Origin of the sequence: Glacieibacterium sp., from assembly GCF_965200405.1 — a bacterium.
Classification (GTDB): Bacteria; Pseudomonadota; Alphaproteobacteria; order Sphingomonadales; family Sphingomonadaceae; genus Glacieibacterium.
The window spans coordinates 1,696,912-1,712,157 of the sequence record NZ_OZ241356.1; the positions used below are offsets into that span (position 1 = coordinate 1,696,912).

Sequence of the window (15,246 nt, forward strand, 5' to 3'; positions counted from 1 at the left end):
CCAATGGCAGGCGGCAAGACCCACGCGTTCCACATCGTCGATCCATCACCGTGGCCGCTGTTCGGCTCTTTCTCGGCGCTGGCCATGGCCGCCGGTGCGATCGGCTGGATGCACAAGGTCGCCTGGGGCCCCTGGGTCTTCGCGATCGGCACATTGGCGGTGCTGTTCACCTTCTACAGCTGGTGGGCGAACGTCATCCACGAAGCCAACACCGGCGATCACACGCCCGTCGTCCAGCTCCATCACCGCTATGGCATGATCCTGTTCATCGCTTCGGAAGTGATGTTCTTCGTCGCCTGGTTCTGGGCCTATTTCAGCGCCTCGCTCTATCCCAGCACGGCCGAAGCGATTGGCGGCGTCTGGCCTCCAAAGGGCGTCGAGGTCCTCGATCCGTTCGCCTTCCCGCTGCTTAACACCATGATCTTGCTGCTTTCCGGCACGACAGTGACCTGGGCGCACCACGCCCTGATCCACGGTGATCGCAAGGGTCTGAAGCAGGGTCTCTGGCTGACGATCGGGCTCGGCCTGCTGTTCTCCGCGGTCCAGGCATTCGAATATCACCATGCCGAATTCGGATTCGCCGGCAGCATCTACGGCGCGACCTTCTTCATGGCGACCGGCTTCCACGGCTTCCACGTCATCATCGGCACGATATTCCTGATTGTCTGTCTGGCCCGGACCTACAAGGGCGACTTCACCCCGCGCCAACATTTCGGTTTCGAAGCTGCAGCCTGGTACTGGCACTTCGTCGACGTGGTATGGTTGTTCCTATTCGTCACTATCTACGTCTGGGGCTCCAACTTCGGCGCTGCCGTCGCTGCAACGGCTACATGACCCGAGCGCTAGCGCGGCCGCCGATCCAGGCCGCGCTGCTCGGCACCTGTCCGAAGTGTGGCGCGCGCACGATGTTCAGGAATATTGCAAGCTTCGCACCGTCCTGCAGTCAGTGTGGCCTCGATTACTCGACCTTCGACGTGGGCGACGCCGCGGCACCGTTTCTGATCTTTCTAGTCGGGTTAGTGGTCGTGGTCGGCGCGATCTGGCTCGAGCTGTCGGTCGAGCCGCCATGGTGGGTGCACGCCCTGATCTGGGTTCCATCGACTTTGGTTCTGACGTTGGCGCTGTTGCGCTTTGCCAAGGGTTTGCTGCTGACACTCGAGTATAAGAACGACGCGCGACTCGGCCGGCTTGATTAGGATCGTGCGCCGTGTCCCGATCATACCGACGCTGATGACGCTCATCATGGTCGTGACCATGGTCGGCCTCGGCATCTGGCAACTCGAGCGGCGGGTGTGGAAGCACCAGTTGATCGCCCAGTTGGAGGCGGCCGCGCACCTGCCGCCGGTGCGTCCGGTAGAGTTCTTCCGTGCAATGGTCGGCGAGCAGAGCGTCCAATTCAGACGTGCCACTATCGACTGCCGTCCGGGACGTGTGGTGCCCTACGACATGCGGGGCGGCGACAGCAAAGCTGGTGAGCCAGGCTTTTTGGTATTGATCGCTTGCCGCGACCCGGCATTTGTCCATGGCCGCGGCCCAGATCTGGTCGTCGCGGCAGGATGGACCAATCGACCCGAGGCGCCGACTCCACTGGTTGTCGACACCGAGTTCTCGGGCACGGTGATCGAACATGCTTACGGCAAAGACCCTAAGCGTCCGTTCTTCATGCTGATCCCGGATACCGCCATCGCGCCGTTGGTCCCAGCCCGTCAGCCGACGCCCGGCGATCTGCCCGACAGTCACCTCAGCTACGCTTTTCAATGGTTCGCCTTCGCCACGACGCTGACTGTGATCTACGGCATCTTCATGTGGCGGCGGCTGAAGAGTCCCGCCGACGCTCCGATCATTGGCGAACGCGCTCAGGTTGCTCCCCGGTCGCCTGCCAGCTAAGTCCTGCCGACTATGCGTTACATCAGCACGCGGGGCTCCGCACCGATCCTCGACTTCGAAGCGGCTACGCTCGCCGGCCTCGCCAGCGACGGCGGACTGTATGTGCCTGAGACGATCCCGTCGTTCAGCCGCGACCAGATCACGGCGATGGCTGACCTGTCCTACGTCGAGACGGCGGTGCGGGTCTGCCTGCCGTTCATGGGCGAGGCGCTGACCGAGGCCGAGCTGCGCGCCCTGCTCACGGAAGCTTATGCCGGCTTCGACCATGCCGCGGTAACGCCGCTCGTCCAACTCGACCAGCGGCACTGGCTGCTGGAGCTGTTCCATGGTCCGACGCTGGCGTTCAAGGACGTCGCGCTCCAAGTGCTGGGGCAGCTGTTCGAGCGCTTCCTGTCGCGCCGGTCGGAGCATCTGACCATCGTCGGAGCGACTAGTGGCGACACCGGCTCGGCTGCGATCCACGCGCTGGCCGGGCGCGAGCATCTCGACATCTTCATGCTGCATCCGGTCGGCCGGGTGTCGGACGTCCAGCGCCGCCAGATGACGACGGTGATGGCGCCCAACGTCTACAACATCGCGGTGCACGGCACGTTCGACGATGCACAGGCGCTGGTGAAGGCGATGTTCAACGACCCGGCGTTTGCGGGCAAGTACCGGTTGTCGGCGGTCAATTCGATCAACTGGGCGCGGTTGCTGTTCCAGATCGTCTATTACTTCTACGCCGCCGTCCGCCTGGGCGCTCCGGAGCGCAAGGTCAGCTTCGCCGTGCCGACGGGCAATTTCGGCGACGTGTTTGCGGGCTATATGGCGGCGCGGATGGGCCTGCCGGTCGGGCGGCTGATCGTTGCGACCAACGTCAACGACATATTGGCGCGGGCACTGACCAGCGGCGACTATAGCGTCGGCACGGTGGAGCCGACCGCAGCGCCGTCGATGGACATCCAGGTCAGCTCCAACTTTGAGCGGCTGTTGTTCGAGCTGCACCACCGCGACGGCGCGAGCCTGGCGCAGGCGATGCAGGGCTTCGAAACGAGCCGCCGGATGCAGCTCGACGACGGCCAGAGGTCGCAAGCGGCGGAGTTGTTGACCGCGGCGCGGATCGACGCCGATGGCATGGCGCTCAGCCTGCGCTGGGCCAAGGAGCGTTGTGGCCAGGTCATCGATCCGCACACCGCGATCGGATTGGCCGCGGCACATATCCAGCCCGGCGATGAGCCGATCGTGACACTGGCGACGGCACACCCCGCCAAGTTCCGCGATGCCGTCGAACGCGCCACTGGCATCCGTCCGACGATGCCGGCACGCGCGCAGGGCCTGTTCGACCGCGAGGAGCGCTATGACACGCTGCCCGCCGAGCTGAACACCGTCGAGGCCTATATCGCCGAACGAGCCACCGCTCGATGAGCCGGATCACCACCCTCGCCAACGGCCTGCGCGTCGTCAGCCGCTCGATGCCGCATGTCGAGACCGTCGCCGTCGCCCTCCACGCCGACACGGGCGCGCGGTACGAGGCGGAGGCGGTCAACGGCGTCGCACACCTGTTCGAGCACATGGTCTTCAAGGGCACGGCGACGCGCTCGGCCCGGCAGATCGCCGAAGCCATCGAGGACGTCGGCGGCTCGATCAACGCCTATACGGCGCGCGACATGACGGTCTTCCACGCCCGATTGCTAAAGGACGACCTGGCGCTGGGCGTCGAGGTCATCGCCGACCTCGTCACCCATCCGCGCTTCGACGAAGCCGAGATCGAGCGTGAGAAGCAGGTCGTGCTGCAGGAATTGGGCGAAGCGCGCGACACGCCAGACGACATAGTCTTCGACCATCTGCAGGAGGCGGCGTTCCCCGGCCAGCCGCTCGGCCGCTCGATCCTGGGATCGGACGATAGCATCGCCGGTCTCGACAAGACGGCACTGACCGACTGGCTGACGACGCAATACCGCAGCGGATCGTGCGTGCTGACCGCCGCCGGGGCGCTGGATCATGAGGCGTTGGTGGCGCTGGCGGAGCGCTGGCTCGGCGAGTTGCCGTCCGGCACGCGTCCCGATGCGGCAGCGGCAAGCTTCGACGGTTCGACCCGGCACGACCGGCGCAAGTTCGAGCAGGCGCACCTGACGCTCGGGCTGGCGGCTCCGGCGCACCGGGCGCCCGACCATGACGCGGCGATGTTGTTCGCCACGGCGGCCGGTGGCGGGGCGTCGTCGCGCCTTTTCCAGGAGTTGCGCGAGGATCGCGGGCTGGCCTACAGCATCTATGCCAGCACGACGCCCTATGCCGATGCGGGGCTGTTCTCGGTCTATATGGCGACGGCGAAGAAGGATGCGGCGCGGGCGATGGCGCTGGCCGAGAACGTGCTGGCGGCGACCGCGGCGGAGCTGAGCCAGGCCGAGCTGGAGCGCGCGCGGGCGCAGGTCCGCGCCGGGCTGCTGATGTCGCTGGAGGCGCCGGGCGGCTGGTCGGAGTATCTTGCCCGGTCGCTGATGGTGCACGGTCGCGTCGTGCCGCCGGCGGAAGTGGTGGCGCGGCTCGACGCGGTGACCGTCGACGCGGTGCGTGCGGCAGGGGCGGCGATGCTGGCCGGGCCACGGGCGCGTGCCGATGTCGGGGCACCGTCGCTGAAGGCCGCCTGATGGACCTGCAGGTCCTGACTGCAGAGCCGTGGGACGATTATGCGCTGCTCGACAGTGGCGCCGGGCGCAAGCTCGAGAGCTACGGCCCCTACCGCTTCATCCGGCCCGAGCCACAGGCGCTCTGGGCTCCCGCCGAGGCCGAGTGGCAGGCGGACGGCGAGTTCGTCGGCGGCTCCGAGGAAGATGGCGGTGGACGCTGGAACCTCGGGCCGAACGTGCCGGGCTCGTGGGAGCTGAGCCGCGGGCCGCTGCACTTCTACGCCGCCAACACCAACTTCCGGCACCTCGCCTTTTTCCCCGACATGGCAGTGCATTGGGACTGGATGGCGGAGCGCTGCGGCGCGGGGTCGAGCGTGCTCAACCTGTTCGGCTACACCGGCGTCGGCAGCCTGGCGTGTGCCGCGGCGGGGGCGAGCGTCACCCATGTCGACGCCTCGAAGAAGGCCGTCGCCTCGGCGCAGGCCAATGCGGCGCTTAGCGGGCTGTCCGACGCGCCGATCCGCTGGCTGACCGACGACGCGATGAAGTTCATCCGGCGCGAGGTTCGGCGCGGCAAGCGCTACGACGGCATAGTCCTCGACCCGCCCAAATACGGACGCGGGCCGGAGGGCGAGGTCTGGGAGCTGTACCGCGACCTGCCCGGGCTGGTGGCAAGCGCGCGGGCGCTGCTCGACGCCGACAGCCGCTTCTTGGTGCTGACGGTCTATGCCATCCGCATGTCCGCCGTCGCCATCGCCGAGCTTGTCCGCCAGGCGTTCGCCGACCTCGGTGGCACCGTCACCGCGGGCGAGATGACCATCCGCGAGACCGCGCGCGACATCCTGCTGCCAACGGCGATCTTCGTGCGCTGGGAGCGCTAGCGCAGGTCGCTGCGCTTCAGCCCGGCCCAGGCGGCATAATTCACTCCCAGCGCCACGAAGCGCGCGACGTAGGCGATGCCCGCCAGCTTCAGCGCCGGCAGCATGCCGTAATAGGCGGCGACCGCGGCGAGGATCGCGAACCCGAGCAGCGTCGCGCCGATCGCCAGCACGCGCTTCAGCCCGGCGCCCTCCACGGGTAGGTCGGTCGCCTGCTTCGGCGTCTTGAACACCCAGCCGATCCGCACCGCCAGATTGCCGACCGGGCCGAGCACGCCGCCCGCCATCTGGCGTGAGAAATACTGGACCATCCGCCAGCGCGACCAGGCGAAATTGTCGAGGATGAAGCCCCGCAGCGACGACACCGTGCGGTCGGGGGTCGTCGCCACCGCGATCATGTCGACGCCGTCCTCGTCGTCGAAGCCGCGGCGCAGCCTGAGGCCATGTGTTCGGGAGAACAGGATGGCGATCCACAGCACCAGCACCGCCACCGCCTCGCGCGCCAGCAGCGCCGCCGATACCGCGACGCCGGAATCATAGCCACGCCAGCGCAGCACCGCCATCGTCGACAGGCCGACCAGATTGCGGATCAGCGAGGCCGCCGTGGTCGCGCCGCCGACGCCCGAGCGGACGGCGATGCGCAATACGGTCTCGCGCGGCCAGAGCAGCACCGCCCAGCTCAACGTCACCAGCGCATGGGCGACCGGCTGGCCCTGGCTCAATTGCGCATATCCGTAGGCGGCGAGCAGCACGAGGCCGCCCCGCAGCGCCGCGATGCCGAAGTCCACAGCCAGCGGCCAGCGCCAGCGAGCCCATCCGTGCAACTGGTCGCTGGGGCCTCGGACCCGGATGTTGGTCGCGTCCTTGATCGCCAGCGCGACGAACCAAGCCGACGCAGCGAACAGCGAGCGCTTGGGACCGTACAGCAGCACGGCCACCGCCCAGAACGACGCGGCGGTCAGCACGATGGCGACGCGGACGCCGTGGCGGGCGCGCAGCCGTGGCCGCCAATTGCGGATGGCGAGCAACTGTCGCCAGTTGCGAAGGGCGGGGACTGCGGTCACCGGATCGGCTTAGGAGGCGACGGGCGCATCTTGCAAGAACGAGGTCAGTCTGCCGCGGCGGCTGCGGGCAACTTCGGCCTCGGCAAAATTCCACAGCTGGACCAGCGCGCAGATCCCGCACCAGGCGGCGAGGACATAATAGCCGAGCGTCGCCTGACCGATCAGGACCGCCCCGGTCAGGATCAGCAGGTTGGGATTGCGCCGCGCCAGCACCAGCCGGAAACGCGCGTCGCTGGGGCGCCAGACGAAGGGCTCGAACTTGTGGCGCAGGGTGAAGGCGCCCTCGCACAGCCGCCCGACGACATAGCTGGCGATGACAATCCAGAAGCAGGTCCAGAGCGAGGCGTCGATGCTCGGCGGCTCGAAGACTTGCAGCCCGGCCATATAGGCGAGCCACCACAAGGGCGGGAACAACAGGTCGGGGATATGGTCGAAGTAATTGCCGAAGCTGGAGTAACTGACCGTGACGCGCGCCAGCTTGCCGTCGACGGTATCGAGGAAGGTCATGCCCCAAGCGCACAGCAGCCCAAGGAGCAAATGCCCCATCACAAACAGCGGCAGCGCCACGATCGATAGCAGGATCGAGACGACCGTGACCATGTTGGGCGAAATGCCGAGCGCGGTGCAGGCGCGGACGACGACCAGGGCAGGGCGGGGCCAGGCGTATTTGGTGACGATGTCGGTGACGCCCTTATAGCTGGCGTAATAAAGCGCGTCCTCGGCGGTGCGGACCGGCGTGGCGTCGAGGGCAAAGGCCTGGAACAGTTCGCGCTTCTTGAGGCCCGAGGCGAAGTCGAAGCTGCCGGCGCGGGCGGTGCGGCAGGGCGGCTGTAGCGGCAGCCGGCCGGTGGCAAAGGCGTTGCGAAGCAGCTCGGCCTCGACTGCGGACGTCCAGGCGACGAGTGGTCGATCGCCGGCATCGGTGATGATCAGGGCGTCGTTGTCGACCAGATGCTTGAGCGCCGGGGTATCGACGACGACGTCGGCGCCGATCAGCAGGGTGAAGCCGTCGCGGGTAGTCAGGCGGGCGAGCTGGCGCGACAGGCGGACGGCGGGCGACAGGCTGAACACCGTCGGCGGCTCCGCGGCGCCCCGTCGCGCGATGGTTTCGACGATTGCACTCATGCCCGCGCTCCGGCAGCATGGCATACATGCATGCGACCCTCGAAAAGTTCGGCTACGGCCACGGCACGGTATTCGAGGACGAGCATTGGGCGGCGGTGGTGCGGCCCGCGCAACCGACGCTGGGCAGCATGGTGCTGATCTGCAAGCGTGACATCACCAGCTTCGGCATGCTGAACGCCGAGGAGGCCGCCGCGCTGCCGGCGATGGTCGCACAGCTGGAGGCGGCGCTGGGGCGCGTCGTGGCGGCGCAGAAGTTCAATTATCTCATGCTGATGATGAACGACCCGCAGGTCCATATGCACGTCATCCCGCGCTACGAGGGCGCCCGCGAGTGGCATGGAACGAGCTTCAGGGACGTCGGCTGGCCCGCCGTTCCGATGCTGACCGAAGCGGTGGCGCTGGATACCGAGGGCGTGGCTCACTTGCGCGACGACCTGCGCGCCGCCTGAGCCCAATCCTCGTCGAGCCAGCTCAGCGTCAACGCCGTGGCGCCGGGCAGATCTTCCGGGAAGTCGACCTCGGCCGATGGATGCCCGGTGACATCCGCCGCGCCGACCAAGCCGAGCAGCGCCAGCTCTGCGACTGCGGCCAGATAGTAATTGCCGGTACCGCCTTCGCGCGAGATCGCCGCGTCGACCGTCGCGGCAAAGCGCGCGCCGCCGCCGCCCTTGAACACCAGCATGCCGATCGACTCTGCGTCGGTTTCGCCGGGCGGAAGCTTTTTCGACACTGCGGTGACTAGCCCGCGCGCCAGGGTTACCTTCATGTCGTCGGCATCGTAGGCCGACTTGACCGCCGTGGTCACGTTGACCGGCGCCTGTGCCTTGTCGATCGCCCGGACGATCAGCGCAGGGCCGACCAGCGTGTCGCCGTTTAGGATCAGCGCGTCGCCGCCGACCAAGGCTGCGCGTGCCAGCCACACCGACGAGATGTTATCCGCGATCCGATAGAAGGGGTTGTTGACCAGCGCCACGCTTTCGAAGGGCCCGCCCGCCAGCCGCTCCCGAACCTTTTCCGCCTGGAAGCCGGTGACCACGGTGATCGTCCCGACACCTGCCTCCGCCAGCGCCGCCAGCTGCCATTCGAGCAGACTAAGGCCATGAAAATCGATCAGGCATTTCGGCGTCTCGGCGGTCAGCGGGGCCAGTCGCGAGCCTTGGCCGGCGGAGAGGATGATCGCGTGCATCGTCATTCGCCGGGGATCATCATGGCCGGTCACTATGCGAATGCGGGCGCTGCATCAAGGCGCGGCGTCGGCGCCGAGCCTTGGCGCGGTCAGGCTCAGGCGCGGCAGGGCTTGATCTGGTTCGGCGCAGGACGCGGCCCCGACGGCTCGAACAGGGCTAGGTAGCCATCCGCTGCGCCGAGATCGAGGTCGCCGACGCGCTTGTAGCCGACCGCTGCCAGTTCGCAGGCGAGCAGCGCGCGCGGCGTGCCATGGTCGGCAGTCGGACGGTCGACGTCGACAATGGCGATCTTGCCGCCCGGGCGCAGCGTGTCGCGCAGGTGCCACAGCAGCGCGAACGGCTGCGAGATCTCGTGGTACATATGGACCATCAGCGCGACGTCGAGCGAGGCCGGCGGCAGGCGGGGATCGTCGGCGCGGCCCTTGACGACGACGACGTTGGTCAGCTTGGCGCTTTTCACCCGAACCCGCAGCCGCGAGACGTAGGAGCCGACGATATCCTCCGAATAGACGCGGCCCCCCGGGGCGACACGCGGTGCCAGGCGGACGGTGTAATAGCCCAGCCCGGCGCCGATATCGGCGATCATCATGCCGGGACGGACGCCGAGGAAGACCATCACCTGCTCGGCCTCGCGGGCGCTGTCGCGGCGGCTCTCGTCGGACCACTGGTCGCTGACGATGCTGGCGATCGGACGCTGCGGTCGCGGGAAAGTGGCTGGCGACGCTGCGGTCAGCGCCAGCAGTGGCAGGATGGCGATCATGATGCGTGAAAAGGCGACCATAGGACGGCTTTAGCGGGTGTCGGGGCCTGTGTCAGCCACCCGCCCGATCGCGCTGCCTCAGGCCATGCGCGCTTGAAACAGGCGGCGGCCCTCGACGAAATAGACGATGACCAGCACCGACAGGCCGATACACAGATAGCCGATCGCCAGCGGCAGGGTCGTGCCCGCATAGGATTGCCCGATCGCCGACCCGACCAGCACCGCGCCGATGCTGGTGATGAAGCCCTGCAACGACGACGCCGTGCCCGCGATATGGCCGACCGGCTCCATCGCCATGGCACCGAAGTTGGAGCCGCAAAGGCCGATGCAGGTCATGCTGAGCGCTTGCACTACAATGTACGTCTGCAACGACTCAACTCCGGCCTGAATGATGACGAGGTGGACCAGCGACAGGGCGATCAGCGCGAGCAGCGCGGACTGTGAGATCAGCCTGGTGCCGAGCCGCTCGACCAGCCGGCTGTTAGCGAACGACGCTATCCCCATGGCACCGGCGCAGATGGCGAACAGCAGGGTGAAGCGGTCGCCGGCGCCGAACTCGTCGACGAAGATCTGCTGGGCGGAAGAAACGAAGGCGATGATGCCGCCGAAGGTCAGCGATGCGGCCACCGAATAGCCGATCGAATAGCGGTTGCTCAGGGTGAGCTTGTAGCTTTCACGCAGGTTGGTCAGCGAGATCGGTACGCGGCGTACGAGCGGCAGGGTCTCGGGCAGGCGCACCAGCGTCCAGGCCAACACCAGCGCGGCAAAGCTGCCTAACGCGTAGAAGATGAAGCGCCATGGCCCGAACTCGAGCAGCAGCTGTCCCAGCGTCGGAGCTAGGATGGGGACGAGGAAGAAGATCATCTGTGCGACTGACATGATCCGCGCCATGTGCCGGCCGGAGGCGCCGTCGCGGACCATCGCCACCGCCAGCACGCGCGTCGAGGCGGACATCAGCCCCTGCAGGAAACGCGCGAACAACAGCCCTTCGAAGCTGGTTGAACTCGCCGCAAACACGCTCGCTGCGACGAAGCCGATGAGGGTGCAGACCAGGATCGGTCTCCGACCGAAGCGATCCGCGAGCGGGCCGTAGACCAGTTGGCCGGCGGCGAACCCGACCATATAGACCGTGACGACCCACTGACGGTGATTGGCGGCGGTGACTGAAAAGTCTCGCCCGATATCCGCCAGCGCCGGCAGCATCAGGTCGACGCCGAGCGCGTTGACGGCCATCACTGCCGCGATGAAGGCGATGAACTCACGCGGATGCATGCCGACGGGTTTAGGTTGCGATTCCATGGGCGTCCTATCGACGACCTGTCAGCGCACCACAAGGAAAGTCACCGCATCGTCGGAGCTGCGGGCCGGCGTCAGCCCCGGCGCTTGCGTCCCGGCTGAGCCTCTGCAGGCACCGCGTCGGCGACGACTTCGCCCGCCGACATGGCGCCGGCGGTATGCAGGCTGCGCATCCGGCCAAGCTCGGCTTTGAAACGCGCCAGCTCGGGACCAGCCAATTGCGTGCCGCCGAGGAACTTCAGCGTCAGCGGATTGACCGGCGCGCCTTTCAGCCAGATCTCATAGTGCAGGTGGGGGCCGGTGCTGAGCCCGGTCGAGCCGACATAGCCGATGACCTGCCCCTGGGCGACGGTCTGGCCGGCCTTCACCGCGAACCTGCTCATATGCGCATAAGCCGTCGACAACGTGCCGTTGTGCTTGACCATGACGTAATTGCCATGGCCGCCGTGCCAGCCGGCGAAGCTGATCGTCCCCGCCGCTGCCGCCATGATCGGTGAGCCGGATGCAGCGCCGAAATCGACACCCTGGTGGAGGCGCGAATAGTTGAGCAGCGGGTGGAAGCGCATTCCGAAGTTGGAGGTCAGATGCGCGCCGTCGACCGGGGTGCGCATCAGGCCTTTGCGGGCTGATTCGCCGGTAGCGCGGAAGAACTGGGGCTTGCCTGCATAGGTCCACCGCAGCAGTTCGACATCGTCGCCCTTGCCGCGATCGAGGCCGGCGTACAGCAGCGCGCCGGTCTGCGTCTCGCCGGTCTCCGCGCGGCGGTGTGCAACGACGAAATCGAACCGGTCGCGCTTGCCGACGCCGTGCTGGAAATCGACTGCATAGCCGAGCTGCTGGATCGCCTCGCTGACGATCGCAGCGGGAACCCCGGCGGCACGCGCGGACTTGGCAAGGCCGCTGCCGACAGTGCCGGAGACGCGCATCGGCGTGTCGTCGACGGCGATCGGGATGCGTTTGAGGGCCAGCGCGCCATCGTCGGCGCGAGCGAGCTCGAGGCGCAGGTCGAAGCTCGCACGAAAGCCCATGGTCTCGACCGGGCGCGGCACCGACTTGCTGTCGCGGCGGCCAAGGACCAGGTCGATATCGGTGCCGGGCTTGATGCTGCGGACCGGAATGGCGCTGCCAACCAGCCTGGAGATGTCGTTGGCCTCGTCCTTGCCGACGCCGGCGCGACGCAGGGCGCCCTCGAAGCTGTCGGAGCGGCGGACTTCGGCGGTGGCTTCGATACGCGGGCGCTCCGGAGCTTCGGCCATCGCCTCGACCTGGCGGCCGGGGGCGACGAAGCGTCCGGTGGTGCCACCGAGAGCCAGTGGCAGGATGGTGTCGGGCCGGGCGTCGTCGGCCTGGGCGGCGGTCATCGGCGCATCGACGGCGACGGGCAGCGGTACCGGGAGGGTGCCGGCGAATATGGTCACTGCGGTCAGGGCGATGACGGTCGCTGCGCCACGCCACCAGTCGCGTGAGCCGATCCGGTCGCCAAGGTCGATCCGCAGATCCAGGGCCGACAGGCGATGGGCGACGCGGTTGCCGCCGACCGACGGTGAGCGGAAGCCGGGCGCGTGAAAATAGCCTTCCGCGGTCGCCGCCATGTCGGTCCCGCGTCCACCCGGCTGAAACAAGGCTGGTTCCCCCCAACGCCGCCCAAATCAAGCGGTGGCGCTACCTTGTTCGCGCGATGCGTCAAGTCAACGCGGCAAGCGCTTGGAGTCAGTCCCTTGCGACGAGCCGCCGTCTTTGAACGGTCACTTGAATCGCCTGACTCTTTGTGCGACCAAGGTGCAGGCCCATACGTTTCCAAGGATACGATGAGCAGGCAGGTGTTTCGCCAGTTTCCGGTCTTGTTACCGGGTCTTGCCACCCCACGTTGGGTGGCATGAGCGGCCTGCTTCGCGCCTCGGTTACCGCCGTCCTCGGTCCCACCAATACTGGCAAGACGCACCTCGCTGTCGAGCGCATGTGTGGCCACGCCAGCGGCATGATCGGCTTTCCGCTGCGGCTGCTGGCCCGCGAGGTCTATGACCGCGTCGTCGCGATCAAGGGCGAGGCGCAGGTCGCGCTGATCACCGGCGAGGAGAAGATCGTCCCCGCCACGGCGCGTTATTTCCTGTGCACGGCGGAATCGATGCCCGACGATCGTGAGGTCGCCTTCGTCGCCATCGACGAGGGCCAGGTCGGCGCCGACCCCGAGCGCGGGCACGTCTTTACGGGCCGGATGCTGCACTCGCGCGGCTATGCCGAGACGATGATCCTGGGGTCGGAGACGCTGCGGCCGCTGATCAAGCGGTTGCTGCCCGACGCAGAGATCGTCACCCGGCCGCGCTTCTCGACGCTGAGCTATGCCCCGCCCAAGAAGCTGTCGCGGCTGCCGAAGCGAACGGTGATCGTCGCCTTCACCGCGGCCGAAGTCTATGCGCTGGCGGAGATGCTGCGGCGGCATAAGGGCGGCGCGGCGGTGGTGATGGGCAGCCTGTCGCCCCGGACCCGCAACGCCCAGGTCGCGATGTTCCAGTCGGGCGAGGTCGACTATCTGGTCGCCACCGATGCCATCGGCATGGGCCTCAACATGGACATCGCCCATGTCGCCTTCGCCTCGCTGGGCAAGTTCGACGGCAAGCGGCACCGGCGGCTGACGACGTCGGAGATGGCGCAGATTGCGGGCCGAGCCGGGCGCTACCAGAAGGATGGCACGTTCGGCGTCGTCCAGCTTGGCCAGCAGGCGGCGCAGACCTTCGAGGACGAAGAGATCGAGGCGATCGAGCAGCACCGCTTCAAGCCGCTGACGCAGCTGGTGTGGCGCAACGAGCGGCTCGACATGAACACGCTGCCCCGGCTGATCGCCTCGCTGGAGGAGCGGCCGCGCCAGCATGAGCTGGTCCGCGCCGACGATCCGATCGATTTCGCCGTGCTGAAGTCGCTGGCCGGCGACCCCGATGTCGTCGAGCGGGCGCATGGCCGCGCCAGGATCGCGCGGCTGTGGGCGGCGTGCGGCCTGCCCGATTACCGCAAGACCGGGGTCGAGCAGCATGCCCGGCTGGTGGCGCGGGTGTTCCGCCACCTGAGCGAGGGCAATGGCCTGCTGCCGTCGTCGTGGGTGGCCGCGGAGGTGGCGCAGCTCGACCATGTCACCGGCGATATCGCGACGCTGTCGGGGCGGATCGCGGCGGCGCGGACCTGGACCTATATCGCGCACCGGCCCGGCTGGCTGGAGGATGCGGCGGGCTGGGCGGACCGGACGCGGGCGCTGGAGGATCGGTTGTCGGACGCGCTGCACCGCGGGCTGACGCAGCGCTTCGTCGACCGGCGCACGGCGGTGCTGCTCAAGGACCTGAAAGTGCGCGGCGGCGAGCAGCGCGTGGCGATCGACGCCGATGGTGCGCTGTCGGTCGAGGACGAGGTTATCGGCACGCTGGAGGGCTTCCGCTTTACCGCCGATCCGCTGGCCCGGGCGGGGGAGCGCAAGTTGCTGCTGGCCGCCGCGGAACGCCATCTGCCGCGCGAGCTGGCGCGCCGGGCGGAGGCGCTGATCGCGTCCGACGATACGGCTTTCGCGATGGCGTTCGATGGCGGGATGCCGCCGCGGCTGTTGTGGAACGGCGCGCGGGTGGCAAAGCTGCGCGCCGGGCGCGATGCGCTGAACCCGCGGATCGAACTCGACCGGGCGCTGGAGACGGTGCCGGCGCCGGAGCGGGCGCGAGTGGCGGAACGGCTGGCGGCATGGTTTGCGGTGGCGCGCGAGAAGCATCTCGCCGGGCTGGCGCGGGTCGTCGCGCTTCATCCGAACCTGACGCCGGCGGCGCGTGGGCTGGGCGTGATGCTGGTCGAGCATATGGGCTGCATGGCGCGCGAGACGGTCAATGCGCAGGTCGAGGCGCTGACCCGCGCCGACCGCAAGGCGCTGCTCGGGGCCGGGGTGCGGCTGGGTGTGCAGCATGTCTTCGTCGCCGACCTGTTGCGGCCCGAGCCGACGCGCTGGCGGCTGGCGCTGTGGGCGGTCGCGGCCGGGGTCGAGACGCTGCCAGCGCCGCCCCCCGCCGGGCGCGTCGCCATCGAGGTCGATCCCGCCGTGCTGCCCGCGTTCTACGGCGTCGCGGGCTTCTGGATCGTCGGGCCGCAGGCGGTGCGCGTCGACATGGTCGACCGGCTGGCGCGCGCCATGCACGGCGTCAGGGCAGGGCGTGCGCCGTTCGTGCCCGATGCGAACTCGGTCGCCAGCGTCGGCATGAGCCACGACGGCTTTGCCCGGCTGATGCGCGCGCTGGGCTATCGACTGCGGCTCGTCGACGGCGCTGCGGCTTTTGCATGGGGGGGCGTCAAGGCGCCGCAACCCCGTGATGTTGCTTACAATGTTTCTCCATCGTCACCTTTTGCCGCGCTGGCGGGAATGACCCCGCGAGCGTCTGCGAGCCATATGAAAGGCAGGTAGCCATTGGTTTACGGTCA

The 15,246-nt window shown here is 67.8% G+C and carries 14 protein-coding genes; 8 read left to right on the forward strand and 6 right to left on the reverse strand.

Translation table 11 applies throughout. From position 1 onward, the window contains the following. Positions 1-3 precede the first annotated feature (3 nt). Genes ACOFKW_RS07840 through ACOFKW_RS07865 form a run of 6 tightly spaced genes read left to right on the forward strand, consistent with a single transcriptional unit; the run spans position 4 to position 5,374 of the window. A complete protein-coding gene (locus ACOFKW_RS07840) occupies positions 4-834 on the forward strand; it encodes a cytochrome c oxidase subunit 3 (protein ID WP_419816756.1) in 831 nt (276 codons plus the stop codon). After that, complete coding sequence (locus ACOFKW_RS07845) at positions 831-1,196, forward strand: DUF983 domain-containing protein (RefSeq protein WP_419816757.1); 366 nt, start codon at positions 831-833, stop codon at positions 1,194-1,196. Before ACOFKW_RS07840 ends, ACOFKW_RS07845 begins: the two co-directional genes overlap by 4 nt. Before the next feature lie 34 nt (positions 1,197-1,230). Beyond that, a complete protein-coding gene (locus tag ACOFKW_RS07850) occupies positions 1,231-1,887 on the forward strand; it encodes an SURF1 family protein (protein WP_419816758.1) in 657 nt (218 codons plus the stop codon). A gap of 12 nt (positions 1,888-1,899) precedes the next feature. Beyond that, positions 1,900-3,291 carry a threonine synthase gene (gene thrC / locus ACOFKW_RS07855; protein WP_419816759.1) on the forward strand — a complete coding sequence of 464 codons (1,392 nt, stop codon included), beginning with the start codon at positions 1,900-1,902 and terminating at the stop codon, positions 3,289-3,291. Then, positions 3,288-4,514: a M16 family metallopeptidase gene (locus ACOFKW_RS07860; RefSeq protein ID WP_419816760.1), complete on the forward strand. Its 1,227-nt coding sequence runs from the start codon at positions 3,288-3,290 to the stop codon at positions 4,512-4,514. The genes thrC and ACOFKW_RS07860 overlap by 4 nt, the downstream gene beginning before the upstream one ends. Continuing rightward, entirely contained in the window at positions 4,514-5,374 is an 861-nt protein-coding gene (locus ACOFKW_RS07865; RefSeq protein ID WP_419816761.1) for a class I SAM-dependent methyltransferase, read from the forward strand. The genes ACOFKW_RS07860 and ACOFKW_RS07865 overlap by 1 nt, the downstream gene beginning before the upstream one ends. Here the strand turns inward: ACOFKW_RS07865 and ACOFKW_RS07870 are convergent. Together ACOFKW_RS07870 and ACOFKW_RS07875 are read right to left on the reverse strand one after the other, a co-directional pair. Then, on the reverse strand, positions 5,371-6,435 hold the full coding sequence (locus ACOFKW_RS07870; RefSeq protein WP_419816762.1) for a hypothetical protein: 1,065 nt from the start codon (positions 6,433-6,435) through the stop codon (positions 5,371-5,373). The two genes, ACOFKW_RS07865 and ACOFKW_RS07870, sit on opposite strands and share 4 nt — an antisense overlap. A gap of 9 nt (positions 6,436-6,444) precedes the next feature. Then, positions 6,445-7,560 (reverse strand): CDP-alcohol phosphatidyltransferase family protein, encoded by a 1,116-nt coding sequence (locus ACOFKW_RS07875; protein WP_419816763.1) that lies wholly within the window; start codon positions 7,558-7,560, stop codon positions 6,445-6,447. 26 nt (positions 7,561-7,586) lie between these two features. On the opposite strand from ACOFKW_RS07875, the gene ACOFKW_RS07880 reads away from it, so the two are divergent. Beyond that, entirely contained in the window at positions 7,587-8,009 is a 423-nt protein-coding gene (locus ACOFKW_RS07880) for an HIT family protein (RefSeq protein WP_419816764.1), read from the forward strand. Here the strand turns inward: ACOFKW_RS07880 and ACOFKW_RS07885 are convergent. From ACOFKW_RS07885 to ACOFKW_RS07900, 4 genes are all read right to left on the reverse strand, one after another. Beyond that, positions 7,979-8,752 (reverse strand): NTP transferase domain-containing protein, encoded by a 774-nt coding sequence (locus ACOFKW_RS07885; RefSeq protein ID WP_419816765.1) that lies wholly within the window; start codon positions 8,750-8,752, stop codon positions 7,979-7,981. The genes ACOFKW_RS07880 and ACOFKW_RS07885 overlap by 31 nt on opposite strands. 89 nt (positions 8,753-8,841) lie before the next feature. Further along, entirely contained in the window at positions 8,842-9,528 is a 687-nt protein-coding gene (locus ACOFKW_RS07890) for a methyltransferase domain-containing protein (protein ID WP_419816766.1), read from the reverse strand. Between the two features lie 57 nt (positions 9,529-9,585). Next, positions 9,586-10,779: a multidrug effflux MFS transporter gene (locus ACOFKW_RS07895; RefSeq protein WP_419816767.1), complete on the reverse strand. Its 1,194-nt coding sequence runs from the start codon at positions 10,777-10,779 to the stop codon at positions 9,586-9,588. Positions 10,780-10,877: 98 nt separating this feature from the next. Then, a complete protein-coding gene (locus ACOFKW_RS07900) occupies positions 10,878-12,395 on the reverse strand; it encodes a M23 family metallopeptidase (protein WP_419816768.1) in 1,518 nt (505 codons plus the stop codon). Between the two features lie 284 nt (positions 12,396-12,679). Between ACOFKW_RS07900 and ACOFKW_RS07905 the strand changes: the two genes are divergently transcribed. Beyond that, on the forward strand, positions 12,680-15,229 hold the full coding sequence (locus ACOFKW_RS07905; protein ID WP_419816769.1) for a helicase-related protein: 2,550 nt from the start codon (positions 12,680-12,682) through the stop codon (positions 15,227-15,229). Positions 15,230-15,246 lie beyond the last annotated feature (17 nt).